The organism is Azospirillum picis (assembly GCF_017876115.1).
Classification (GTDB): Bacteria; Pseudomonadota; Alphaproteobacteria; order Azospirillales; family Azospirillaceae; genus Azospirillum; species Azospirillum picis.
The window spans coordinates 239,429-263,320 of record NZ_JAGINO010000002.1; the positions used below are offsets into that span (position 1 = coordinate 239,429).

Here is a 23,892-nt window from a genome sequence, read left to right on the forward strand (position 1 = left end):
TCAAAACATGTCCCTCGGGTCGAAATTGAACACGATGAAGCGCCAATCTTCATAGGTCTGCGGCGTGAACTCGCTCGCAAGCAGCTCCAGCGGACTGGAGCGCTTGACCGCGCGCACGGCCGCGTCGGCCGACGCCCGGAAGGCGGCGTCGCTCATGTAGCGCGACCGGTACTTCTCGTCGATCCAGGCGCGGAGCACCGAATGGTCGGGGCCGACCTCGACATGGATCTCGATCTGCATCGACCCGGCGTCCTTGCGGCCGGAGTCGAAGTTCCAGTTCTTGCTGAGCTGTCCGCGGATCGCATCCAGCGCCTTGCCCGACGGCTTGAACGGCCTGTCGGGGCCATTGGTCGCCTTCGCCGCGCCGGCAGGAGCCGCGGATGCGGTCTTCTGGCTGGGCTTGGCATCGCTGTCCGCCTTGGCCGAAGCCTTGCCGTCGGCCTTCGGATTGTCCGACGGCTTGATCTTCCCGACGTTCGACAGCAGGTCGGACAGCGGGTCGGCCTTGGGCGACGGCTTTTCCGGCTGCTTGGCCGGCGTTTCGGTCTTCTTCGGCTCGGCCTTCGCGACCTCCTTCGCCTCCGGCTTGGCCGGCTCGGGCTTCTTCGGCTCGACCTTGGGCTCCGGCTTCTTGGGCTCGGCCTTCGGCGGTTCGGGCTTCGGAGGCTCCGGCTTGGGCGGCTCAGGCTTGGGCTCGTGCTTCGGCGGTTCCGGCTTGGGCGGTTCCGGTTTCGGCGGCTCAGGCTTGGGCGGCTCAGGCTTGGGCGGTTCCGGCGGCTTCGGAGTCGGCGAAGGCGCCGGATCCGGAGGCGGGGGCGGCGGAGGAGGCGGTGGTGGCGGAGACGGAGTCGGCTTGGGCGGAGGCGACGGCTCACGGGGCGGAGGCGGCACCTGCGCAACCTTTGGCGGCTCGGGCGTCTTGGCGGGCGGCGGCGGGGGCGGCGGGGGCTCGTCCTCCTCGTCGGGCGGCTCGGGCGCCGGCGGAGCCGGCTTGGCCTCCGGCGTCGGCGGACGCGGGGCGGCGTTGGCCGGCTTCGGCTCGCCCTTCTCGGTCCGGGCGGCCTGGGTGACCTCGCCGATGTCGACGATCTCGATCGGGATCGAGGAGGCGATCTCGAGCTTGCGATCGCTGGGCGGCATGCCGAGCACCATCAGCGCGACCAGCGCGACGTGCAGCACCGCCGAGGCGATCAAGGGCTTGCGCATGGGAGTTCCGCCCGCCTCAGCGTGCCGGCTTGGCCCCGACCCGCGCACCGGACGCGGTCGGACCGTTCGGCATCTCGGCGACCAGCCCGACCTTCTTGAAGCCGGCGGCGCTCATGGTGCCCATCACTTCCAGCATCTTGCCATAGGCGATCTTGGCGTCGCCCCGGACGAGGATGCGGGCCTCGGGGTTGTTGTTGGTGACGGCGATCAGCAGCGGCACCATGTTGGTCAGCTCGACCGGCGTCTCCTGCACGAACACGCGGCCGTCGGTCTGAACGGTGACGAACAGCGGGTCCTTCTGCTGCTCCAGCGGAGCTGCGTTGGTCTTGGGCAGGTCGACCGGCACGCCGACGGTCAGCATCGGGGCGGCGACCATGAAGACGATCAGCAGGACCAGCATGACGTCGATGAAGGGCGTCATGTTGATCTCGGCCATCGCGCGATAGCCCCGGCGCTTGCCGCGCCCGTGGGACTTGCCTGCGAGTTGTCCGGCCATGGTTCAGGCGGCTCCCCGCTCCTCGAGGTGGCGCGACAGGATGGCCGAGAACTCGCCGGAGAAGGTCTCCAGCCGATCGGCGTAGCGGCCGAGATCGGTGGAGAACTTGTTGTAGGACAGAACGGCGGGAATGGCGGCCAGCAGGCCCATGGCGGTGGCGAACAGCGCCTCGGCGATGCCCGGCGCCACCACGGCGAGGCTGGTGTTGCCCGAGCCGGCGATGGAGGTGAAGGAGTTCATGATGCCCCACACCGTGCCGAACAGGCCGATGAAGGGGGCGGTGGAGCCGACCGACGCCAGGAAGGTCATGTAGCGCTCCGCCCGCGCCATCTCGCGGCCGATGGTCACCGCCATCACCCGCTCCACCCGCTGCTGCAGCGAGCCCTTCATCGTTCCGGCGATGCCGCGGTCGGCGGCGTGGCGCCATTCGCGCATACCGGCGGCAAAGGTCGCCGCCATCGGGTCGGCCGGAGACTGGCCGATGCGGTCGTACAGCGCGTCCAGCGAGCCACCCGACCAGAACGCCTCCTCGAAGGCGTCGGCCTGGGCGTTCAGACGGCGCAGGCGCATCAGCTTCTCGATGATGATGGCCCAGCACCAGATCGAGGCGACGACAAGCATCAGCATCACGATCTTGACGATCGCGTCGGCCTGCCAGAACAGGCCGAGGATCGTGATCTCATGTGCCGTCGTGGCGGCGTTGCCGGCCAGTTGGGCGGTTTGCAGGGCGTCCATCGCAGTCAGTCTCGCGGTTGCGCTGTGGGCAGGGGGTTGGAAGACGGGGCGTCGGGAAGGTCAGGCAGAGGATCAGGCAGAGGAGAATGGCGCTTGCTTGCGGTGCAGCGTCTCCATCGCCGCGCGCACCGGCTCGGGAAGGCGCACGGCCCGCCCGGCCCGTCCGATCGTCACCAGTTGCAGGTCGGCACGCGCCAGGACGCGACCGCCACGGCGAATGACTTGTGCAACTGCGAAGGAGGCACCGCGGATATCGACGATTCGGGTTTCCACTTCAAGCGTGTCCTCCAGCTTGGCAGGCGCGTCAAAATCGATGGTCAGGCGTCGTACCGCAAATGACACACCTGTGACATCGCCCTCCCCCCTGGCCATCTCCACCTGACGGAAGCCCATCAGGTAGAGCATCTCGGTCCGGGCACGCTCGGCGAAACGCAGATAGTTGGCGTGGTAGACGATGCCGCCGGCATCGGTGTCTTCGTAGTAGACCCGCAGCGGGAAACGGTGCGTGCCGTCCTCCGCGAACCAGCCGGAAAGGGCCGGACCGGGCTCACTCATCGTTTCCCCCGTCGGCTTCCGGCTCACCCGGGCCGGGGATCCGGTCCAGCAGGTCGAGCTGCCGCGCCGGTGCGTTCGGCGGGTTGAGGCCGAGATAGCGGAAGCCCTGGTCGGTCAGCATGCGCCCGCGCGGCGTGCGCTGCAGGAAGCCCTGCTGGATCAGGTAGGGCTCGACAACCTCCTCCAGCACGTCGCGCTGCTCGCCCAGTGCGGCACCCAGCGTCTCCACGCCCACGGGTCCGCCGCCGTAGTTGGTGGCGACCAGGCCGAGATACCGCCGGTCCATGCTGTCGAGGCCGAGCCGGTCGACCTCCAGCCGGGTCAACGCCGCATCGGCGACGCGCTTGTCGACCTCCTCCACCCCGGCGACCGCGGCGAAATCACGCACCCGGCGCAGCAGCCGGCCCGACACGCGCGGCGTGCCGCGCGACCGGTTGGCGATCTCGCGGGCGCCCTCGGGCGTGATGCCCATCCCCAGCACGCCGGCGGCGCGGCGCACGATCAACTCCAGCTCGTCGGGCTCGTAGAATTGCAGCCGCACGGGAATGCCGAAGCGTTCGCGCAAGGGGCGCGTGATCAGGCCGCTGCGCGTGGTCGCGCCGACCAGCGTGAAGGGCGGCAGGTCGATCCGGATGGACCGCGCCGACGGGCCTTCGCCGATGATGAGGTCGAGCTGGAAGTCCTCCATGGCGGGATAGAGCACCTCTTCCACGGCGGGATTAAGGCGATGAATCTCGTCGATGAAGAGGACGTCGTGCGGCTGCAGGTTGGTCAGCAGCGCCGCCAGATCGCCGGCCCGCGCGATGACCGGCCCGGAGGTGGCGCGGAACCCCACTCCCAGCTCGCGCGCCACGATCTGCGCCAGCGTGGTCTTGCCGAGTCCGGGAGGGCCGAACAGCAGCACATGGTCCAGCGCCTCGTTGCGGGAGCGGGCGGCCTGGATGAAGATCGACAGGTTCTCGCGCGCCTGCCGCTGGCCGATGAACTCGGCGAGCGACAGCGGACGGATCGACGCCTCGGCCGAATCGCCGTGGCCCTGGCCCGGCTGGACCAGGCGGTCGCTATTGGGGTCGCTCATTGGCTCAGTTCCTTGAGGCCCTGGCGGATCAGGTCTGACACGCCGGCGTCATCGCCCAGAACCCGCCCGGCGGCGACGACCGCGCCGAACGCCTCCGACCGGCCATAGCCGAGATTGACCAGCGCCGATACCGCGTCGGCCAGCGCCGGGCTGGCGCCCGGAACGGCGGCGGGAGCGCCCTTGCCGGCCGGTGTGCCGGTGCTGGCGGCGGGGCCGAGCGCCAGATTGCCGACCTTGTCCTTGAGTTCGTTGAGGATGCGCGCCGCCACCTTCGGCCCGACGCCGTCGGCGCGGACCAGCGCGGTCTTGTCCTGCGAGGCGATGGCGCGGGTAAGCTGGTCGGGGTCGAGCACGCCGAGGATCGACAGCGCCAGCCGGGCACCGACACCCTGGATGGTGGTCAGCAGCTTGAACCATTCCCGGTCCGCCTGGTCGCCGAAGCCGTGCAGGACGATGCGCTCCTCCCGGATGAAGGTCTCGACCACCAGCGACGCCCGTTCTCCCACCGCTAGGCGCGACAGCGTGCGGTTGGAGCAGGACAGCAGGTAGCCGACGCCGTTCACGTCGAGCACGACCCAGTCGGTGCCGGTGGAATCGACGATGCCGGTCAGCTTGGCGATCATGGATCAGGACTCCGAGTCCCTCTCCCGTCCCGGGAGAGGGTGGCCCGCAGGGCCGGGTGAGGGGTTCGCCGCGGCGACCGGCCGCCGCAGGACCGAAGTTTCGTCCAGGCGAGCCTTGATCGTCGTCAGGACACCGTCGAGGTTGTCGCCGACATCGTTGTTCCAGAACCGCATGATACGAAAACCGGCCTGCTCCAACATCCTGGTGCGCCGCTCGTCATGGGCTGCGCGCTGCTCGGCATGCTGGCCGCCATCCAACTCGATGATCAGCCGATGATCGTGAGAGACGAAGTCGACGGTGAACCCGAATATGGGCTCCTGGCGCCGGAATTTCGCCCCCAGTTGCCCGTTCCGCAGCTTCTGCCACAGCATTTTTTCCACCTCGGTGGAATCTCTGCGAAGCACGCGGGCACGCTCGGTTTCCTCGGGTGAGGGGTATCGCTTGGCTTGGCTGGAAAGCGGGAGGTTTATTCCCTCACCCTCCCCGCCTGCGGCGGGTCCCCTCCCTCTCCCGGGACGGGAGAGGGCACTTTTCGCCGGTTTGGAAACCTCCGCTCCCCGCCGCCACATCGTCCAGCTCGCGCGGTGGTGGGCGTGGCAGATCGCCACGGCCAGCGCGTCGGCGGCATCGGGGCTGCCGATCTCGCAGCCCGGCAGCAGCAGGCGCACCATCGTCTGGACCTGCGCCTTCTCGGCGCGGCCCTGACCGACGACGGCCTTCTTGACCATGTTGTTCGCGTATTCCGCCACCGCCAGCCCGGCCTGGGCCGGCACCAGCAGGGCGACGGCACGGGCCTGACCCAGCTTCAGCGTGGAGACCGCGTTGCTGTTGACGAAGGTCTCCTCCACCGCGGCCTCGTCGGGATGGTAGCGCTCCACCACCGCCGACAGTGCGTCGTGGAGCTGCACCAGCCGCTCGGCCAGCGGGCAGGACTCGTCGGAATGCACCGCGCCGTCGGCGACGTGGCTCAGGCGGTTGCCCGCCACGTCGATGATGCCCCAGCCGGTATGGCGCAGGCCGGGGTCGATCCCCAGCAGCCGCACCGGCGAAGGCATCCCCGCACCGTTCCCCTCTGCCCGTCCTGCCCGCGCAAACACGGCACCCGCACTCCGCTTGCAAGACCCGCGTCGAACTTACGCGGTCAGCTTCTGCATCAGCTCTTCGGAGATGTCGAAGTTGCCCTCGACCACCTGGACGTCGTCGTTGTCCTCCAGGACGTCCAGCAGCTTCAGCAGGCTGGCGGCGGCATCCTCGCCGGGGGCCACGGTGTTCAGCGGCCGCCAGGTCAGGCGCGCGCTCTCCGCACCGCCGAACTTGGCCTCCAGCGCGTCGCGGACGGCACCGAAACTCTCCACCGTCGTGGTGACCTCGTGGCCGTTCTCGTCGGACTCGACGTTGTCGGCGCCAGCCTCCAGCGCCACCTCGAACACGGCGTCGGCGTCGGCCGCGGCGGCCGGGTAGAAGATCGCGCCGATGCGGTTGAACATGAAGCTGACCGAATTGGTCTCGCCCAGGCTGCCGCCATACTTGGTGAAGCTGGAGCGCACTTCCGCGGCGGTGCGGTTGCGGTTGTCGGTCAGCGCCTCGACGATCAGGGCGACGCCGCCGGGGCCGTAGCCCTCGTACCGCACCTCTTCGTAGTTCGCGTCGTCGCCGCCACCGGGCGTGCCCTGCTTGATGGCGCGATCGATGCGGTCGCGCGGCATGTTCTGCGCGCGTCCGGCCAGGATGGCGGCGCGCAGGCGCGGGTTGGCCGCCGGGTCCGGCAGGCCGCTCTTGGCAGCCACCGTGATCTCGCGGGCGAGCTTGTTGAAGATCTTGGACCGCTTGGCGTCCTGCGCGCCTTTGCGGTGCATGATGTTCTTGAACTGGGAATGACCGGCCATGGGTCGAACGAGCCTCGAAACGGAATTTGGTCAATCGGGCGGGGTGAGCGCACGACACATGTAACAGGTCTGCAGCCCCTCCGCACCTTTTCGGCGCGGGAGACGACACCCACCGGATTAGAAAGTCAATATGGCGAGATTGCGGCGCGGCCGAGGCCCCGCTCCACCTATTGCGACCGTTCCGGCAGGGCCTGGCTCAGGCGGCCGCCGATGCGCAGCGGCTCGATACGGACCGCCAGCCCGCTGCGGTCGTCGGTCTCGACGTAGCAGCCGCAGACGGTGCCCTCGCCTTCCGCGGGGGACAGCCGCTCGGTCGGCAGCTTGCGCACCATCTTGGCGAGCGCGATCTCCTTCTTCATGCCAATGGCGCTGTCATAGTCGCCGCACATGCCGGCGTCCGACTGGTAGGCGGTTCCCCGCGGCAGGACCATGTGGTCGGCGGTCGGCACGTGGCTGTGGGTTCCCACCACCAGCGAGGCGCGGCCGTCGCAGAAATGGCCCATGATCATCTTCTCGCTGGTCGCCTCGCCGTGCATGTCGACGAGAATGGCGTCGACCCCGCCCGGCCCGAGCCGATGCGCCTTCAGTACCCGGTCGACGGCGGCGAAGGGATCGTCCATCGGCTCCATGAACAGGCGCAGCAGGACGTTGACCACCAGCACCTTGCGCCCGCCACGCGCCTGCAGCAGGACGAAGCCGCGGCCGGGCGTCCCCTCCGGGTAGTTCAGCGGACGGATGATGCGCGGCTGCTGCTCGATGGTGCCGACCAGTTCCTTCTGGTCCCATGTGTGGTTGCCCAACGTGACGACGTCGATGCCGGCAGCGAAGAACTCCTCGGCGATCTTCACCGTGACGCCGTAGCCACCGGCGGAATTCTCGCCGTTGACCACGGTCAGGTCGGGGTCGAGCCGCTCGCGCAGCATCGGCATGTGCGCCAGCACCGCTTCGCGCCCGGCCCGGCCGACCACATCGCCGAAGAACAGAATCCTCATCGCCCCAACCTTCCCGGTAAGCTCACTTGTTGATCCGCAGCGTCTCGCGCTCCGTCACGATCCAGTCCAGCCGCTCGTCGTGGCCGTCGACCGGCACCGCCGGCACCTCCTGCACGGCGAAGGCCACGCCGACCGCCAGCACGGCACCGTCATCCCTCAGCATGTCGAGCGTCCGGTCGTAATAGCCGGCACCGTAGCCAAGGCGATGGCCGCCGCGGTCGAAAGCCAGCAGCGGCACCAGAAGCACCGACGGACGCCGCAGCGCGCGTCCTTCGGCCGGCTCGTGGATGCCATAGCGCCCGACGGCCATCGGAGCCTCCGGCCCCCAGTCACGGAAGACCAGCGCCGTGCCGCGCGGCCCCGAGACCGGCAGGCAGGCATGATAACCAAGGCGGTTAAGATGGAGCAAAGCCGGCCGCGCGTCGAGTTCCGAACCGAGCGGCCAGTAGCCGCCGACGGCGCCGCGCGGCAGATGGCCGTCACGCGCCAAGGCGGCGATGCGGTCGCGCACCGCCAGGGCGGCGGCCGGACGGTCGGCGTCGTCGACGGCGTCGCGCCGGACGCGCGCCTCGCGCCGGGCGGCGTCCTTGGCTTGCGGATCGGTCATCGCGGACTGCGTGCGGGGAGCATCGGAAGAGGGTGGAAGGCGCCGCCTCGGCCGTTGGCCATGTGCCTATCCTCCATGGCCTGCATGAGCAGGTGGGCGCCGTGTACCCGGCCCAATGGACCGGACAGGGACAGCTCCCTAGAGATCAAGGTTATCGGCCCTGGGGATTAATGCGGCCTGTCGAACCAGGCAGCGATCCTTCCGTACACCAATCTAGGCCCGCTCGAGGCGCGCGGCAACCTCTTCGATGCGTTTTGTGACGGCGTCGAGCTGTCCGACCACCGCGGTCTCGTCCACCGCGGGAGCGATGCCCTTGCCGGCCATCACCTCCTGCAACTCGTCGGCCAGCACGAGGCAGGTCATCAGCATCATCTGCGCTTCCGGTCCGCTGCGGCCGCCGCCGGTCAGGCGCTGCAGGCGGTCGTCGACGTAGGCGGCCAGTTCACGCAGCCGCCCCTCCTGCCCGTCCTCGCACAGCATGCGATAGAAACGGCCGTTCACCTCTATGTCGACCTGGGCCATGTCGTCAGCTCTCCAGCACATGTTGCAGTCGGGCGATGGCGACCTCCAGCCGCTCGGACACGGCCTCCGCCGTCGCCTGGGCCGTCGCGCGGTCCGCCCGCGCGGTTTCGAGCGCCTGCGACAGCTCCTGTTCGCGCCGGCCGACCCTCTCCTCACGGGCGGAGGCGGCATGTTCCAGCCGGTCCACAGCACGGCCGAGGCGGTCGAGAGCGTTTGTCAGCGATTCCATGGACGTCTACCTCGACCTCGTGGGCACGTCATGCACGGCGGGCAGAACCCGGGCAAGGCACCCGCCAAGCCGAGCCGCTGCCGTTCGGAGCGCATAGAGTTGGGCCGGCAGCCGGACCGCGTCAACCGTCACGACCACCTGTTCCACGGAATGCCCATACCGGATCCCAGGACGTGACGGAAGGCCGCAGCCGGAACCGGCACCGGCGAACCCGGATGCCGGCGGCTGGTTTGCGTCGTTGGCCGTGCGCACTTCCCTTTCGGAAGAGCGCCCTCTGCCATGCCGATTCCTATCCTATTCCCATGTTGACCTGCGCACAGCGGTTCTGCATGGTGCGCCCGTTTCGCGGCGCCCCGACGGCGACCGCGCAACCATTGTTGCCGATGCCGCGCCGCGGCACCCGACTCCGCAGGAAACGCCCCGATGTCCGCTGCCTCCGCCCAGCCCTCCCTCCACACGATGGCCAGCGCGATCCGCGCGCTCTCCATGGACGCGGTCGAGGCCGCGAAGTCCGGCCACCCGGGCATGCCGATGGGCATGGCCGACGTCGCCACGGTGCTCTTCACCCAGTTCCTGAAGTTCGATCCGAAGAACCCGGCCTGGCCCGACCGCGACCGCTTCGTGCTGTCGGCCGGCCACGGCTCGATGCTGCTTTATTCGCTCGCCTACCTGACCGGTTACGAGCGGATGACCATCGAGGAGATCAAGCGCTTCCGCCAACTGGGCAGCCTGACCCCCGGCCATCCGGAAGTCGACCCGACGCTGGGCATCGAGATGACCACCGGACCGCTGGGCCAGGGCGTCTCCACCGCCGTCGGCATGGCGCTGGCGGAGCGGATCACCAACGCCCGCTTCGGCGACGAGCTGATCGACCACTACACCTACGTCATCGCGTCGGACGGCGACCTGATGGAGGGCGTCAGCCACGAGGCCTGCTCGCTGGCCGGCCATCTCGGGCTGAACCGCCTGATCGTGCTGTGGGACGACAACCACATCTCCATCGACGGCTCGACCGACCTCAGCTTCACCGACGACACCCAGGCGCGCTTCCGCTCCTACGGCTGGAACACCATCGCCGTCGACGGACACGACACCGACGCCGTGTCCAAGGCGATCGCCCAGGCCCGGACCTCCACCGACAAGCCGACGCTGATCGCCTGCCGCACCATCATCGGCAAGGGCGCCCCGAACAAGGCCAACACCCACGGCTGCCACGGTTCGCCGCTGGGCGCCGACGAGGTCGCCGCGACGCGCGAGGCCATCGGCTGGACCCACGAGGCCTTCGTCGTGCCCGAGGAGGTGCTGTCCGCCTGGCGCGCCGCCGGGACCCGCAGCGCGGACGCCTACAACGACTGGAGCGGCCGTCGCGCCACCCTGACCGAGGCCGCCGGCAAGGCCTTCGACGAGGCCTTCGGTCGCGGCGTGCCTTCGGCGCTGGCCGACGCCATCGTCGCCTTCAAGGAAAAGGTCAGCGCCGAAAAGCCGAGCTGGGCCACCCGCGTCGCCTCCGGCAACACGCTGGAGGTGCTGGTCCCGGCCATCCATGAGCTGATCGGCGGATCCGCCGACCTGACGCCGTCGAACAACACCAAGGTCAAGAACACCGCCGACATCAAGGGCAAGGGCGAGTTCGCCGGCCGCTACGTCCGCTACGGCGTGCGCGAGCACGGCATGGCGACGCTGATGAACGGCATGACGCTGCATGGCGGCATCATCCCCTACGGCGGCACCTTCATGCAGTTCGCCGACTACTGCCGCCCGTCGATCCGCCTGGCCGCGCTGATGAAGCAGCGCACGGTCTTCGTGATGACCCACGACTCGATCGGTCTTGGCGAGGACGGCCCGACCCACCAGCCGGTCGAGCATCTGGCGGCGCTGCGTGCCATTCCCAACCTGCTGGTCCTGCGCCCGGCCGACGCCGTCGAGACCGCCGAATGCTGGCAGATCGCGCTGGAGGCCACCGGCTCCCCGTCGGTGCTGGCGCTGACCCGCCAGAACGTCCCGACGCTGCGCACCGAGCACACGGCAGAGAACCGCAGCGCCCGCGGTGCCTACGTCCTCGCCGAGGCCGAGGGCGGGCGCAAGGCGACCATCCTCGCCACCGGGTCGGAGGTGTCGCTGGCGATGGAGGCCCGCCAAGCCCTCCAGGCCCAGGGCATCGGCACCGCCGTTGTGTCTATGCCGAGTTGGGAACTGTTCGACTGCCAGGATGACGCCTACAAGGCGTCGGTGCTCGGCACCGGCGTGCGCGTCGGGGTCGAGGCGGCGATCCGGCTGGGCTGGGACCGCTGGCTGGGCGAAAAGGGTGTCTTCATCGGCATGGCTGGCTTCGGCGAGTCCGCCCCGTACCAGGAACTGTACAAGCACTTCGGCATCACCGCCGAAGCGGTCGTGGACGCCGTAAAGGCGCGTCTCTGAGAGAAGCCGAAGGGGCGTCCTGCCGATCTTGGGCGCCCCAAATCCAACTGGAGGAAGTCATGGCTGTACGGGTAGCGATCAACGGTTTTGGCCGCATCGGCCGTCTGGTTCTGCGCGCGATCTACGAGAGCGGCCGCAAGGACGTCGAGGTGGTGGCGATCAACGACCTGGCCGACCTGAAGGCCAACGCGCACCTGCTGAAGTACGACAGCGTCCACGGCCGCTTCCCCGGCACCATCGAGACCGGTGACGGCGTCCTGATCGTCAACGGCCATTCCATCAAGGTCGTGCAGGAGCGTGACCCGGCCAAGCTGCCGTGGAAGGATCTCGGCATCGAGATCGCCATGGAATGCTCGGGCATCTTCACCAAGCGCGCCGATGCAGCCAAGCACCTGGAGGCCGGTGCGCAGAAGGTGCTGATCTCGGCCCCGGCGACCGACGAGGACATCACGGTCGTCTACGGCGTCAACCACGACAAGCTGACCGCCGAGCACCGAATCGTCTCCAACGCGTCCTGCACCACCAACTGCCTGGCCCCGGTGGCCTTCGTGCTGAACAACCTCGTCGGCATCGAAAAGGGCTTCATGACCACGATCCACTCCTACACGGGTGACCAGCGGATCGTCGACACCAACCACAAGGACCTGCACCGCGCCCGCGCCGCGGCGCTGAACATGATCCCGACCTCCACCGGTGCGGCCAAGGCGGTCGGCAAGGTCCTGCCGGAGCTGAAGGGCAAGCTGGACGGCACCGCCATGCGCGTGCCGACGCCCAACGTGTCGGTGGTCGACTTCAAGTTCACCGCCAAGCGCGCCACCTCGGTCGAAGAGATCACCAAGGCGATCAGCGATGCCGCCAACGGTGCGCTGAAGAACGTGCTGGCCGCCTACACCGAGGACCTGGTGTCGAGCGACTTCAACCACGACCCGCACAGCTCGATCTTCGCCCTGAACGAGACCAAGGTCATCGACGGCAACTTCGTCCGCATCATGACCTGGTACGACAATGAGTGGGGCTTCTCCAACCGCATGAGCGACACCGCCGTCGCCATGGCCAACGCCAAGTAAGCCGTCAGCCGGCATGGAAAAGGGGCGCCTCCCCGGGGAGGCGCCCCTTTTTTAATGCCGCCGCCCTCCTGCGGACGGCCGCGGGCACGGCGCTTCGACCGACCGCCGGACCGGCTGCCCTACCCCGCCTTCACGTTCGCGACGCCGGCGGCCCGGCCCAGGCATTCGGCGATCCAGGCCGACAGGCTCTTGCCTTCCTGCTCGGCACAGCCGGCGATCGCACGATGCAGGATCGGGTTGATGCGGACGGCGATGCGGCCGGAGAAGGGCGGCTCCGCTTCCCCACCCATGTCGCAGGCAAGGTCGAGATAGTCGTCGACCGCGCGACGGAAGGATCCCTGCAGCTCGTCCACAGACCGGCCTGAGAAGGTGATGCCGTCGTGGGTGTTGATGACTTCGCCGACAAAGACGCCAGCATCGTTATCGAAGTCGATCTGGGCCTTGTAACCCTTGTATTCCATCATCGCGGCATTCCCGGGCATGCAATTCCCATGAGACGGTCTCCGGCGGGGATACCGAGGACCAGACAAGAGCGACTATACTCCTGCACCGACACCATGTGGTTTGACCTGCCTCAATTCTCTCAACCGTCCGGCTGCAGGCGCCTGCGATCGTCCGTTCCGGCCGCAGGCCGGCCGCGCTACATTGGCTGTTCTTTCCGCGCCACCCCGTCCTGCATCCGATGCCAGATTCCGCCCTCTCCTGCCCTATCCTTGTCCGCGGCCTGGACGACGCGCTGACCGCAGGTGCCGCAGCCGGCGGGCTGAGGGTGCCACTGGCCCTGATGGGACAAGGCGTCGGCGGTCCCCTGTGGCTGCTCGGCCTGCTGGCACGCGTGCGGCGGGAATTTCCGGAGCTTGCCGCCACGGCGCTGCTGGATTGCTCGGACCGGGCGGGCGCCGCACAGGGCGCGCTGGCGGCCGGCATGCCGGCGCTGCTGTTCACCGGCCGGCCCGACGTCGCCCAGCGGCTGGCCGCCATCGCATCCCGACGGGGCGCGGTCGTGCTGACCCGGTGTCCGTACTTCCTTGACATGGCGGCGGCCGGGCGGCCCGACCTTCGTTGCCGGGAGTGGCTGTCGCGGCATTGCCGCAACGGCTCCGACTAGAAGCGGGGCTACCGCTTTTTCGCTCATATCGCCTGCGCGAAGGTGGTGTAGCCTAGCAGAAGGATATTTTTGTGACAGCCGCCTTCCCCTTTCGACGCCGGAAGAGCACGCCATGAGCATCACCACCCTGACCAACGCGGATCCGCCGATCGTTCCGCCTCGCCTGTCGAGGCAAGCCGATGGAACCGCCGCTGACGACGGTACGAAACGGACCACTCCGTTTCCTCCGGCCCCGCGCGAAAGGATGCGCGGACTCCGTCTCGTGGCAGTCTGGGTGGGCCTGACCGCGGGCTCCTGGGCAGTGCTGGGCGGTGCCGGATATGGCTTCTACTCGCTTGTCCGCTCCCTTTTGCTGTAACCCATCCGGTGGCGCCTGCCGGCGCGGATGGGCCGCCCCCGGCCGCAGGCCCTAGGACGTTTGGGCGTGTCAAATGGCCGCTTTATGCCCCTCCCGCCGTTGCAAAGAGGCCGAATCCGGGCTAAGACGGCGCCATTTCCAAGAACGCCCCTGGGGAAGAGCCACAATGAAGCTCACGCGCCGCGTCAAAGACATTCTCGCCAACTACGAGAGCGACAATCCCGGCACCAAGGCGAACCTCGCCCGCATTCTTATGGAAGGCAAGCTCGGCGGCACCGGCAAGCTGGTGATCCTGCCGGTCGACCAGGGCTTCGAGCATGGCCCGGCCCGCAGCTTCGGCCCGAACGACCCGGGCTACGACCCGCACTACCATTACCAGTTGGCCATCGACGCCGGCTGCAACGCCTACGCCGCTCCCCTGGGCTCCCTGGAAGCCGGTGCCGACACCTTCGCCGGCTCGATTCCGCTGATCCTGAAGATGAACAGCGCCAACAGCCTGTCCACCCAGAAGGAAGCGGCCGACCAGGCCGTCACCGCCTCGGTCCAGGATGCGCTGCGCATCGGTGCGTCGGCCATCGGCTTCACCATCTATCCCGGCTCCGACGCCATGTACTCCCAGTACGAGGAGTTCCGCGAGCTGTCGAAGGAGGCCAAGTCCTACGGCCTCGCCACCGTTCTGTGGTCCTACCCGCGCGGCGGCGCCGTCACCAAGGACGGCGAGCTGGCCATCGACGTGATCGGCTACGCTGCCCACATGGCCGCGCTGCTGGGCGCCCACATCATCAAGGTCAAGCTGCCGTCGGCCCATCTGGAGCAGGCGGAGGCCAAGAAGGTCTACGAGGCCAAGCAGATCGCCATCGGCACCCAGGCCGAGCGCGTGAAGCACATCATGCAGTGCGCCTTCAACGGCCGCCGCGTCGTGGTCTTCTCGGGCGGCGCCACCAAGGGCGAGGATGCGGTGTTCGAGGATGCCCGCGCCATCCGTGACGGCGGCGGCAACGGGTCGATCATCGGCCGCAACGCCTTCCAGCGCCCGCGCGACGAGGCCCTGAAGCTGCTCGACCGGATCATGAAGATCTACCAGGGCCGGGAGTAATCCTTGGCCAAGGGAAAGCCGTCCCAGGCGGAACCGCCCGCCTGCCGACTGTACCTCGTGACGCCGCCGGCCTTCGAGCCGGCGGCGTTCGCGCCGCTTCTGGCGGAGGCGCTCGACGGCGGCGACGTCGCCTGCGTGCAACTGCGCCTGAAGGGCTGTTCCGACGACGATGTCCGACGGGCCTGCGATCTGCTGCGTCCGGTCGCGCAGGAACGTGATGTCGCCTTCATCCTGAACGACCATCCCGGGCTGGCCCGCGAAACGGGATGCGATGGCGTGCATGTCGGGCAGACCGACACCCCCTACCGCGATGCCCGCAGGATTCTCGGCAACGACGCCATCGTCGGCGTCACCTGCCATGACAGCCGCCACCTTGCCATGATCGCCGGCGAGGAGGGCGCCGACTATGTCGCCTTCGGCGCCTTCTTCCCGACCACCACCAAGGCGGCGGAATACAAGGCCGAGCCCGACCTGCTGAGCTGGTGGTCGGAGCTGATGGAGGTTCCCTGCGTCGCGATCGGCGGCATCACCGCCGACAACTGTGCGCCACTGGTCAGCGCCGGCGCCGATTTCCTGGCCGTGGTCAACGCGGTCTGGTCCCACCCGCAGGGTCCGGGCGCCGGCGTCAAGGCGCTGAACACGGCCATCGCCGAGGCGCTTGCCGGCTCGGCAGGCTGACGGCATCTCTCAAGTCCCGGAACCATCCCCCATCATGGATCTTCTGACGCCCGAGTCGCTGGGCATCCTGTTCGCCGTCGGACTGCTTGCAGGGTTTGTCGATTCGATCGCCGGCGGCGGCGGGCTGTTGACCATCCCCGCCCTTCTCGCCGCCGGCCTTTCCCCGGCCGAAGCGCTGGCGACCGGCAAGCTGCAGTCCAGCTTCGGGTCGCTTTCCGCCACCATCAAGTTCGTCCGCCGCGGCGAGGTCCATCCCGCTGCGATGAGGTCGATGATCGCCTGCACCTTCGTCGGGGCCGGCGTCGGCGCGACGTTGGTCCAGATGCTCGACCCCAGCTTCCTGCGCGACGTCATCCCGATCCTGCTGATCGGCATCGCGATCTATCTGCTGCTGTCACCCAAGGCCGGCGACATCGACGCCCATCAGCGCATCGGCGAACATGCCTTCGCGCTCAGCATCGGCACCGGGATCGGCTTCTATGACGGCTTCTTCGGACCGGGCACCGGCACCTTCTTCGCCATCGCCTTCGTTTCCCTGCTCGGATACAACCTGCGCAAGGCGACGGCCCATACCAAGGTGCTGAACCTGACCAGCAACATCGCCTCGCTGATCTTCTTCATCATCGGCGGCCATGTGCTGTGGACGGTCGGCCTGCTGATGGGCGTCGCCCAGTACATCGGGGCGCAGGCCGGCGCCCACATGGTGATCCGCAACGGTGCCCGCATCGTGCGGCCGATGCTGGTCGTCGCGTCGGTGGTGATCACCGCCAAGCTGGTGTGGAGCGACGATCAGAACATCCTGCGTCACCTGTTCTCGGCACTGACCTCCTGGATCGCCTGACGCCGCAGCGTCCCTCCCGCTGCGTCATACTGACGCGGCCGTCTTCCTTCCCTCGCCGCTCCCGCCTTCCGGCTCCGGGTTTTCCGCAACTGTGCGTGGTGTTGCCGTCGCGCCACTGATTGCGGAAGACTCTGAATGATCGCTGCCCGTGCTTTACGTAAGCGTCAGCCTGTGTATCATTGGGGCAATAACACAATTTGGGGAAGGAAACATGTCTCCGACAGCGCTCAGGACCCGCCTGCTGACCGCCGTCGCCGCCGTCGCGGTGACCGCACCGATCGCCTCGACCGCGTTCGCCGCGGGCTTCGCACTGAAGGAACAGAGCGTGTCCGGCATGGGCGCCGCCTATGCCGGCGTCACCGCCGGCGCCAACGGCGATGCCAGCTCCATGTTCTACAATCCGGCGACCATGGGGCTGGTCACCGGAATCGAAGTGGTCCAGACCGCCACCGGCGTCATCGTCAAGTCCAAGGTCGACAGCGCCAGCGCCACCCGCGCGGCCCGGCTGGGCGGCACGGCGATCCGCGGCGACGCTTCGCCCGGCGACATCGCCCAGGATGCCCTCATCCCCTCCGGCTACTTCGTCTATTCGGTCAACAACGACCTGAAGCTCGGGCTGTCGGCCAACGGCCCCTGGGGCCTGGTCACCGATTACGGCGACGCCTGGATCGGGCGCTACCACGGCATCCGATCGGACCTGCGCACCTACAACTTCGCGCCGACGGTGTCCTACCGCATCAACCCGATGATCACCGTCGGTGGCGGCGTCCAGATCCAGTACGCCAAGGCCAAGCTGTCGCAGGCCTCCGATTTCGGTGCCAGCCGCCTCGGCCGGCCTGGCGCCCTCGACGTCAAGAGCGACGTGACCGGCGACGACTGGGGCTGGGGCTTCACCCTGGGCGCGCTGATCGAACCGGTGAAGGGAACCCGCATCGGCCTCGCCTACCGCTCGCCGGTGAACCACACGCTGACCGGCAACATCTCGTTCACCGGCCTGCCGGCGGCACTTGCCGGCGCGCTTCCGGGCCAGGGCGCCAAAGCCGACCTCACCACTCCGGACGTCGCGTCGATCGGCCTCTATCACGAGGTCAACGACCGCTGGGCGGTGATGGCCGACGTGCAGTGGACCAACTGGTCGCGCTTCCGCGAACTGCGGGTGAACATCGCCAACCCGGCCCTGAGCTCTCTGACCGAGGAGCACTGGAACGACACCTGGTACTACTCGCTCGGCACCTCCTACAAGGTGACGGACAAGCTGACGCTGCGCGGCGGCGTCGCCTTCGACAAGGGGTCTGTCGACATCGATTACCGCACGCCGCGCGTCCCGGAGCAGAACCGGTACTGGCTGTCGGTCGGCGCCGGCTACCAGGTGACGGACAGCATCAGGGTCGACGCGGCCTACTCGCATGTCTTCGTGCCCGGCACCTCGGTGGCCTTGACCGATGACCTGACGGGTGCCGAGGCCGGTCGCGGCAACCTCAACGTCAAGTACAAGAGCAGCATCGATCTCGTCGGTCTGCAGGCAAAGTTCACCTTCTGATCCGGCTCCCGCCTTGACACACCGCTCCACGCCCTTCCTCCGCAACGCCGAAGAGGGGCGTGGACGGCATCTCAGAAGCCCGCCACCGGTAGCCAGAGAACCTGGTCGATACTCTCGGCCCCGCTGCACAGCATGACCAGCCGGTCGAACCCCATGGCGATGCCGCTGCTCTCCGCCATGCCGAACTCCAGTGCTGCGAGGAAATCCTCGTCGACGGGGAAACGCTCGCCGTAGAGCGTCTCCTTGAGGGCCATGTCGGCCTCGAAGCGGGCGCGCTGGACCGCTGCGTCGGTCAGCTCGCCGAAGGCGTTCGCAAGCTCCAGCCCGCAGGCGTACAGCTCGAACCGCTCGGCCAGCCGCGGATCGTCGGGCTTCGGACGCGACAGGGCCGCCATGCACAGCGGATAGTCGGTCAGCACGCAGGGCACGCCGTTGCCAAGATGCGGCTCGATGCGGTCGAACATGATGCGGAAGACGATGTCTTCCCAGCGGTCGCCGTCATGCGGATGGATGCCGATGCGCGTGGCCGCCGCCGCCAGGAGGGCCGGATCAGGATCCGGGCTGCCGTCGTAGGTCGCCATCAGGTCGATGCCGGCATATTCGGCGAAGGCGTCCGGCACCGTCAGCACGCGCCATTCCCGGAACGGGTCGCAGGTCATGCCGCGGAAGGAAAAGGCGCGCCGCCCGCCCGCCTCCGCTCCCGCGCGCAGCAGTTCCTGGCAGTCATCGACCAGCGCATGATAGCCCTCGCCCGCCCGGTACCACTCCAGCATGGAGAATTCCGGGGCATGCGTGCCCGACCGCTCGCCGTTACGGTAGACCTGCGCCAATTGCCATGGCCGCGGCACGCCCGCGACCAGCAGCTTCTTCATGGCGAATTCGGGACTGGTGTGCAGATAGAGCGGCCGGCGATCGTCGGGATGGGCTCCGCGCAACTCGGTCGCGAAGGCCTGAAGATGAGGCTCCATCCCCGGCGAGACCTGCAGGGCCGGGGTATTGACCTCGGTGAAGGCACGCTCCTGGAAGACCGCGCGCACGGCGTTCAACACACGGCCACGGGCCGCCAGGAAGGGCCGGCGTGCGGCCAGGGACTCGGGGTGCCAGGGTGGCAGATCGGCCGGCGGGCAGAGGGTCGGCGGCATGGATGCACTCGTTCGGATGGCAGGCGACGCTAACGGGCGCGCATCAGACCATCGGCGCACCGCTTTCACAAGACCCGTCCCCGAAGCGGACATCATCCGCCCGCGCGAAAGACAGGCATTTGTCCGAAATTTATGGTCAAGGCAAGCCAACACGCGAACGGATGGAGAGCGCAGTATGTCCCTTTTCCTCGGCAAGACCCTCACCAACTGGCTGAACGGCACCGCCCAGGGTGACCTGATGATCGGCAACCGCGGCTTCGACTACATGGGCGGCATGGAGGGGAACGATACGCTCATCGGCCTCGGCGGAGATGACGAGCTGCGGGGAAGCTGGGGCGACGACTGGCTCTTCGGCGGCCGCGGCAACGACATCATGGACGGCAGCGCCGGCAACGACATCATGGTCGGCGGCAGCGGAAACGACATCTATTACTATGACCGTCCGCAGGACAGCATCATCGAGTTCCGCGGCGGCGGCATCGACGAAGTGAGGGCCTGGATCGACGCCACCCTGCCCGACAACGTGGAGAACCTGACGCTGCTGGAAAGCGTCGCCCGCGGCACCGGCAACGGCTTGGACAACGTCGTCACCGGCAACGATGCGGTGAACAGCCTGTCCGGGCTGGGTGGCGACGACCGGCTGTTCGGGCTGGGCGGCAACGACACGCTCGACGGCGGTTCGGGAAACGACTGGCTGGTCGGCGGAACGGGCAATGACCTGCTGATCGGCGGCACCGGCGGCGACCGGTTCGTCGCGACCGCCGGCGGCGGCGACGACACCATCAGGGACTTCCGGTTCAGCCAGGGCGACCGCATCGTCCTGTCCGGCGGGCTTGGCTACGGCGTGTCGTCGGATGCCGCGGGAAATGCCGTGATCGGTTTCGGCGACGGCGGCAGCATGACGCTGGAAGGCATCCATTCCAACCAAGTGCGGTCCAACTGGTTCATGACCGCCTGAACGGAAGGCGCTGCTTTCGGATGCGATGAACGTTCCGCGCCGTTGCCACCGGGCGGTCAAGCTGATAGGGTCCGGCCGCCCGTATCTTGGAATTCACGAGTAAGCCATGAAGGTCAATGCCAACACGATGCGCCCCGGCCATGTGCTGGAGCACAACGGTAAGCTCTGGGTCATCACCAAAACCGCCATCGTGCAGCCTGGCAAGGGCGGCGCCTTCATCCAGTTGGAAATGAAGGACGTTCGCACCGGCAACAAGTCGACCGAGCGGTTCCGCACCCAGGAGACCGTTGAGCGCGCTCGCCTGGACGAGCATGAGATGACCTTCCTCTTCTCCGAAGGCGACAGCTTCACCTTCATGGACAAGGAAAGCTTCGAGCAGGTCGCCATCCCGCGCGACATCATCGGCGATCCGGCGGTCTTCCTGCAGGACGGCATGGAAGTCACCGTCCAGAGCCATGAGGGCAGCCCGCTGGGCGTCGAGATCCCGGGCAAGGTCACGCTGCAGATCGTCGAAGCCGACCCGGTGGTGAAGGGCCAGACGGCCTCTTCGTCCTACAAGCCGGCGAAGCTGGAGAACGGCGTGTCGATCCTGGTTCCGCCCCACATCGAGGCCGGCACCCGCGTCGTCGTCGATACCGGCACCGGCGAGTATGTCGAGCGCGCCAAGGACTGAGCCGCAGCACGGCACTTTCTGAAGCCACCGGCCTTCGCCACGCGCGGAGGCCGGTGTATTGTTTTTTGAGTTCCCGCACGAAACGGTACACCCACGCCCATGGCCACCCGCTCCGCACTCATCAACGTCATGGTCCGCGCCGCCGAGAAGGCCGCCCGGGGTCTCGTCCGCGACTTCGGCGAGGTTGAACACCTCCAGGTCTCGCGCAAGGGCCCGGCGGATTTCGTGTCGGCCGCCGACCTGAAGGCCGAACGCACCCTGCGCGAGGAACTGCAGAAGGCCCGGCCCGAGTTCGGCTTCCTGATGGAGGAGAGCGGCGCGTCCAAGGGCAGCGACGCCGAGGCGCGCTGGATCGTCGATCCGCTCGACGGCACCACCAACTTCCTGCACGGCATTCCGCACTGGGCGATCTCCATCGCCGCGGAACGCGGCGGCGAGATCGTCGCCGGCGTGATCTACGAGCCGATCGGCGACCAGATGTTCTGGACGGAGAAGGGGGCCGGCGCCTTCGTCAACCACCAGCGCCTGCGCGTATCCGAACGTCGCCGCCTGGAAGACTCGGTGCTCGCCACCGGCATTCCGTTCAAGGGCCGCGGCGATCATGCCGGCTTCCTGAAGGAACAGGAAGCGGTGATGAAGGAGGTCGCCGGCATTCGCCGCTTCGGCGCCGCCTCGCTCGACCTCGCCTACACCGCTGCCGGGCGCTTCGATGCCTATTGGGAGCGCGGCTTGGCACCGTGGGACTGCGCTGCCGGCGTGCTGATGGTGACCGAGGCGGGCGGGTTCGTCGGCGAAATCGACGGTGGCCGCAACCCGGTGTTCACCGGCTCCGTGCTGGCCGCCAACAGCCACCTCCAGGTTCCGGTCTCCCGCCTGCTGAAGGGGGCGAAGGGCTGAGGTCTCCCGCGCTTCCTGCGCGGGAACCTGCCTCTTAGCCGGTTGTGGCGGGAACGATCGATAGGGTATGGTTTGCAGGACAAAGGTTTGATTGGACGCAATGCCTTGGCCCGCAGGGGAAATGCCGACCGCAGCCGCCATGCCGGCGCCGTAGCCGCGCTTTGCGCGGGCTTGATGCTCTGCCCACCGGCCCAGGCCCTGGCGGCGTCGCCGCCCGGTGGCCCGACGCCATCCAAGGCCACTCCGGCCGCCCTATCGCTTGAGAATGCGGTCCCGCTCTCCGTTCCGCCGCGCCCCAGCCTGCGGACCCCACCGCCGGTCAAGGCACCGCCGCGCCTCGTGCTGCCGCAACCGCTGGAAGCTCCGCCGTCGCCCGAACTGACGGAAGGTCCTGCAGAACCCGCACCGCGCAAGACGGCGCGGGGCGAACCCGCGAAGACGGCCCAGCCCCAGCCCCAGCCTCAGGCCCGGCAGCCTCAGACACAGGCGGTGCCGGATCCCGCACCGTCCCAGGATGCCGGCATCCCTGCCCTGCCCTCGGCTCCCACCGGAACGGCACCGCCCCCCCGAACCGACACGGCGGCGCTGCCACCCGCCCCGGAGGCGGCCCCGCCCGCGCTGCAACCGCCACCGTCGAGCGTGTTGAGCCTTGTCTTCCAAGGCGACGCCACCGCCCTGCCCGATGCGGCGGACTCCACGATAGACCGCATCGTCGACCGCATGCGCGCCAGCGAGACGGCACGCCTGCAACTGCGCTCCTACGCCAGCGGCACCGCCGACACGGCGCGCGAGGCGCGGCAACGCTCCTTGTCCAGGGCCCTGGCCTTGCGGGAACGGCTCACGGCCTTCGGCATCCGCAGCGCACGCGTCGACGTGCGCGCCCTCGGGGTCGATGAGGACGCTGCCGGGCCGCCGGACCGCATCGATGCCGTCTTTCTGAACGAATAGCGCCCAATCGCGCGAAAGGCCGCACCGGACCACCATGAGTGCCCACACCCCGATCGCAGGCCCGACCCGACCGCTGGAGGTTTCCGCCCCCATGACACGCCCCGAGCGGTTCCTGACCAGGATGATCCTGTTCCTTCTGGTGGTCGGCGCGGTGGCGGCCCTGCTGTTCCCGGCGCTCCGCGCCGCCTTCCTGAACAATGCGCCGCTGAACGGCGTCATCCTGGCGACGCTGCTGGCCGGCATCGCCTTCATCTTCCGGCAGGTGCTGATCCTGCGGCCGGAGGTGGCGTGGCTTGAGCAATACCAGTCCGGCACGCTGCCGCTGCAGGAGCCGGTGCTGCTGGCGCCGATGGCCCGCATGCTCGGCGAGCGGCGCGGCCGGCTGACGCTATCCGCCCTGTCGATGCGCTCGCTGCTGGATGGCATCGCCTCGCGTCTGGACGAATCGCGGGAGCTTTCGCGATACCTGATCGGCCTGCTGATCTTCCTCGGCCTGCTCGGCACCTTCTGGGGCCTGCTGCACACCGTGCAATCGGTGAGCGGGGTGATCGGCAGCCTTTCGGTCCAGGGCGGCGACGTCGGCACGATGTTCTCCCGCCTGCAGCAGGGCCTGGAGGCGCCGCTGGCCGGCATGGGCACCGCCTTCTCCTCGTCGCTGTTCGGCCTCGCCGGCTCGCTGGTGCTGGGCTTCCTGGAACTGCAGGCGAGCCAGGCCCACAACCGCTTCTTCCAGGATCTGGAGGACTGGCTGTCCAGCGCCACCCGGCTGTCGAGCGGTGCGGCCGGCGGCCTGGAGTCGGGTGACCACGCGGCGTCCGCCTATCTGACCGCCCTGCTGGAGCAGACCGCCGAGAACCTCGATTCGCTCCAACGGACGGTCGCGACGGCGGAAGAAGGACGGCGCGCCGCCAACGCCAACCTGATGGCGCTGACCGAGCGGCTGTCGAGCCTGACCGACCACATGCGCGCCGAGCAGCAGCTCCTGCTTCGGCTGGGCGAGAACCAGCTCGAGGTCAGAGGATTGCTCGACCGGCTGGCGGAAGCGGCGACCGGCGGCTTCGACGACGCCTCGCGCCAGCACCTGCGCAACATGGACATCTATCTCGCCCGCATCGTCGAGGAATCCTCCAACGGCCGCGTCCAGGCGGTGCAGGAGATCCGCAGCGAGATCAAGCTGCTGGCCCGCACCATCGCGGCCCTGGCGGAAGAGGCCGACCAGCAGCCGCGCTGACGCGGCG

The 23,892-nt window shown here is 68.3% G+C and carries 27 protein-coding genes, 1 other RNA gene and 1 pseudogene; 13 read left to right on the top strand and 16 right to left on the bottom strand.

Annotated features, from left to right (window positions below; translation table 11 throughout):
- From J2850_RS03620 to J2850_RS03680, 14 genes and pseudogenes are all read right to left on the bottom strand, one after another.
- On the bottom strand, positions 1–1,206 hold the full coding sequence (locus tag J2850_RS03620) for a hypothetical protein (protein ID WP_209978850.1): 1,206 nt from the start codon (positions 1,204–1,206) through the stop codon (positions 1–3).
- A 16-nt stretch (positions 1,207–1,222) separates the two neighbouring features.
- On the bottom strand, positions 1,223–1,702 hold the full coding sequence (locus J2850_RS03625; protein WP_209978852.1) for an ExbD/TolR family protein: 480 nt from the start codon (positions 1,700–1,702) through the stop codon (positions 1,223–1,225).
- Between the two features lie 3 nt (positions 1,703–1,705).
- On the bottom strand, positions 1,706–2,437 hold the full coding sequence (gene tolQ / locus J2850_RS03630; RefSeq protein WP_209978854.1) for a protein TolQ: 732 nt from the start codon (positions 2,435–2,437) through the stop codon (positions 1,706–1,708).
- 72 nt (positions 2,438–2,509) lie between these two features.
- Positions 2,510–2,992: a tol-pal system-associated acyl-CoA thioesterase gene (gene ybgC / locus J2850_RS03635; RefSeq protein WP_209978856.1), complete on the bottom strand. Its 483-nt coding sequence runs from the start codon at positions 2,990–2,992 to the stop codon at positions 2,510–2,512.
- The gene (ruvB, locus tag J2850_RS03640; RefSeq protein ID WP_209978859.1) at positions 2,985–4,070 is read right to left on the bottom strand and encodes a Holliday junction branch migration DNA helicase RuvB; all 1,086 of its coding nucleotides are present in this window, start codon (positions 4,068–4,070) and stop codon (positions 2,985–2,987) included. Before ruvB ends, ybgC begins: the two co-directional genes overlap by 8 nt.
- Positions 4,067–4,693, bottom strand: coding sequence for a Holliday junction branch migration protein RuvA (ruvA, locus tag J2850_RS03645; protein ID WP_209978861.1), 627 nt, complete (start codon positions 4,691–4,693; stop codon positions 4,067–4,069). The genes ruvB and ruvA overlap by 4 nt, the downstream gene beginning before the upstream one ends.
- 3 nt (positions 4,694–4,696) lie before the next feature.
- Positions 4,697–5,164, bottom strand: coding sequence for an endonuclease domain-containing protein (locus tag J2850_RS31635; protein WP_417281581.1), 468 nt, complete (start codon positions 5,162–5,164; stop codon positions 4,697–4,699).
- Positions 5,165–5,194: 30 nt separating this feature from the next.
- Positions 5,195–5,737 (bottom strand): annotated as a pseudogene (gene ruvC, locus J2850_RS31640) (crossover junction endodeoxyribonuclease RuvC); the annotation flags it as partial.
- Between the two features lie 90 nt (positions 5,738–5,827).
- Positions 5,828–6,580 (bottom strand): YebC/PmpR family DNA-binding transcriptional regulator, encoded by a 753-nt coding sequence (locus J2850_RS03655; protein ID WP_209978863.1) that lies wholly within the window; start codon positions 6,578–6,580, stop codon positions 5,828–5,830.
- 167 nt (positions 6,581–6,747) lie between these two features.
- Complete coding sequence (locus J2850_RS03660; protein ID WP_209978865.1) at positions 6,748–7,572, bottom strand: TIGR00282 family metallophosphoesterase; 825 nt, start codon at positions 7,570–7,572, stop codon at positions 6,748–6,750.
- 22 nt (positions 7,573–7,594) lie between these two features.
- Positions 7,595–8,179 (bottom strand): 5-formyltetrahydrofolate cyclo-ligase, encoded by a 585-nt coding sequence (locus J2850_RS03665; protein ID WP_209978867.1) that lies wholly within the window; start codon positions 8,177–8,179, stop codon positions 7,595–7,597.
- Between the two features lie 35 nt (positions 8,180–8,214).
- Positions 8,215–8,378: non-coding RNA, 6S RNA (gene ssrS / locus J2850_RS03670), on the bottom strand.
- 14 nt (positions 8,379–8,392) lie between these two features.
- Positions 8,393–8,701 (bottom strand): cell division protein ZapA, encoded by a 309-nt coding sequence (locus J2850_RS03675; RefSeq protein WP_209978870.1) that lies wholly within the window; start codon positions 8,699–8,701, stop codon positions 8,393–8,395.
- A 4-nt stretch (positions 8,702–8,705) separates the two neighbouring features.
- Entirely contained in the window at positions 8,706–8,930 is a 225-nt protein-coding gene (locus J2850_RS03680) for a hypothetical protein (RefSeq protein WP_209978872.1), read from the bottom strand.
- A gap of 423 nt (positions 8,931–9,353) precedes the next feature.
- Here J2850_RS03680 and tkt point away from each other — a divergent pair, with 423 nt between their 5' ends.
- Positions 9,354–11,348: a transketolase gene (gene tkt, locus J2850_RS03685; protein ID WP_209978874.1), complete on the top strand. Its 1,995-nt coding sequence runs from the start codon at positions 9,354–9,356 to the stop codon at positions 11,346–11,348.
- Positions 11,349–11,407: 59 nt separating this feature from the next.
- Positions 11,408–12,415: a type I glyceraldehyde-3-phosphate dehydrogenase gene (gene gap / locus J2850_RS03690; protein ID WP_209978876.1), complete on the top strand. Its 1,008-nt coding sequence runs from the start codon at positions 11,408–11,410 to the stop codon at positions 12,413–12,415.
- A 119-nt stretch (positions 12,416–12,534) separates the two neighbouring features.
- Here gap and J2850_RS03695 read toward each other — a convergent pair whose 3' ends face one another.
- On the bottom strand, positions 12,535–12,879 hold the full coding sequence (locus tag J2850_RS03695) for a type II toxin-antitoxin system HicB family antitoxin (RefSeq protein ID WP_209978878.1): 345 nt from the start codon (positions 12,877–12,879) through the stop codon (positions 12,535–12,537).
- Positions 12,880–13,097: 218 nt separating this feature from the next.
- On the opposite strand from J2850_RS03695, the gene J2850_RS03700 reads away from it, so the two are divergent.
- The 6 genes from J2850_RS03700 to J2850_RS03725 all read left to right on the top strand — a co-directional run bounded on the left by J2850_RS03700 (position 13,098) and on the right by J2850_RS03725 (position 18,036).
- A complete protein-coding gene (locus J2850_RS03700) occupies positions 13,098–13,523 on the top strand; it encodes a hypothetical protein (RefSeq protein ID WP_209978880.1) in 426 nt (141 codons plus the stop codon).
- Between the two features lie 112 nt (positions 13,524–13,635).
- A complete protein-coding gene (locus tag J2850_RS03705; protein ID WP_209979399.1) occupies positions 13,636–13,881 on the top strand; it encodes a hypothetical protein in 246 nt (81 codons plus the stop codon).
- 166 nt (positions 13,882–14,047) lie between these two features.
- Entirely contained in the window at positions 14,048–14,977 is a 930-nt protein-coding gene (locus J2850_RS03710) for a class I fructose-bisphosphate aldolase (protein ID WP_209978881.1), read from the top strand.
- A 3-nt stretch (positions 14,978–14,980) separates the two neighbouring features.
- Positions 14,981–15,655: a thiamine phosphate synthase gene (gene thiE, locus J2850_RS03715; protein ID WP_209978883.1), complete on the top strand. Its 675-nt coding sequence runs from the start codon at positions 14,981–14,983 to the stop codon at positions 15,653–15,655.
- Positions 15,656–15,689: 34 nt separating this feature from the next.
- Entirely contained in the window at positions 15,690–16,496 is an 807-nt protein-coding gene (locus J2850_RS03720; RefSeq protein ID WP_209978885.1) for a TSUP family transporter, read from the top strand.
- A gap of 211 nt (positions 16,497–16,707) precedes the next feature.
- Positions 16,708–18,036, top strand: coding sequence for an OmpP1/FadL family transporter (locus J2850_RS03725; protein WP_209978886.1), 1,329 nt, complete (start codon positions 16,708–16,710; stop codon positions 18,034–18,036).
- A 71-nt stretch (positions 18,037–18,107) separates the two neighbouring features.
- On the opposite strand, the gene epmA is transcribed toward J2850_RS03725, so the two are convergent.
- Positions 18,108–19,178 carry an EF-P lysine aminoacylase EpmA gene (gene epmA, locus J2850_RS03730; RefSeq protein ID WP_209978888.1) on the bottom strand — a complete coding sequence of 357 codons (1,071 nt, stop codon included), beginning with the start codon at positions 19,176–19,178 and terminating at the stop codon, positions 18,108–18,110.
- 175 nt (positions 19,179–19,353) lie between these two features.
- On the opposite strand from epmA, the gene J2850_RS03735 reads away from it, so the two are divergent.
- The 5 genes from J2850_RS03735 to J2850_RS03755 all read left to right on the top strand — a co-directional run bounded on the left by J2850_RS03735 (position 19,354) and on the right by J2850_RS03755 (position 23,885).
- Positions 19,354–20,136: a calcium-binding protein gene (locus J2850_RS03735; protein ID WP_209978890.1), complete on the top strand. Its 783-nt coding sequence runs from the start codon at positions 19,354–19,356 to the stop codon at positions 20,134–20,136.
- 106 nt (positions 20,137–20,242) lie between these two features.
- Positions 20,243–20,809, top strand: a complete 567-nt coding sequence (gene efp, locus J2850_RS03740; RefSeq protein WP_209978891.1) for an elongation factor P — start codon at positions 20,243–20,245, stop codon at positions 20,807–20,809.
- A gap of 99 nt (positions 20,810–20,908) precedes the next feature.
- A complete protein-coding gene (locus J2850_RS03745; protein ID WP_209978893.1) occupies positions 20,909–21,706 on the top strand; it encodes an inositol monophosphatase family protein in 798 nt (265 codons plus the stop codon).
- 642 nt (positions 21,707–22,348) lie between these two features.
- Entirely contained in the window at positions 22,349–22,654 is a 306-nt protein-coding gene (locus tag J2850_RS31645; protein WP_246512775.1) for an OmpA family protein, read from the top strand.
- A 91-nt stretch (positions 22,655–22,745) separates the two neighbouring features.
- Complete coding sequence (locus J2850_RS03755) at positions 22,746–23,885, top strand: DNA repair protein RecN (RefSeq protein ID WP_370878904.1); 1,140 nt, start codon at positions 22,746–22,748, stop codon at positions 23,883–23,885.
- The last annotated feature ends 7 nt before the right edge of the window (positions 23,886–23,892 follow it).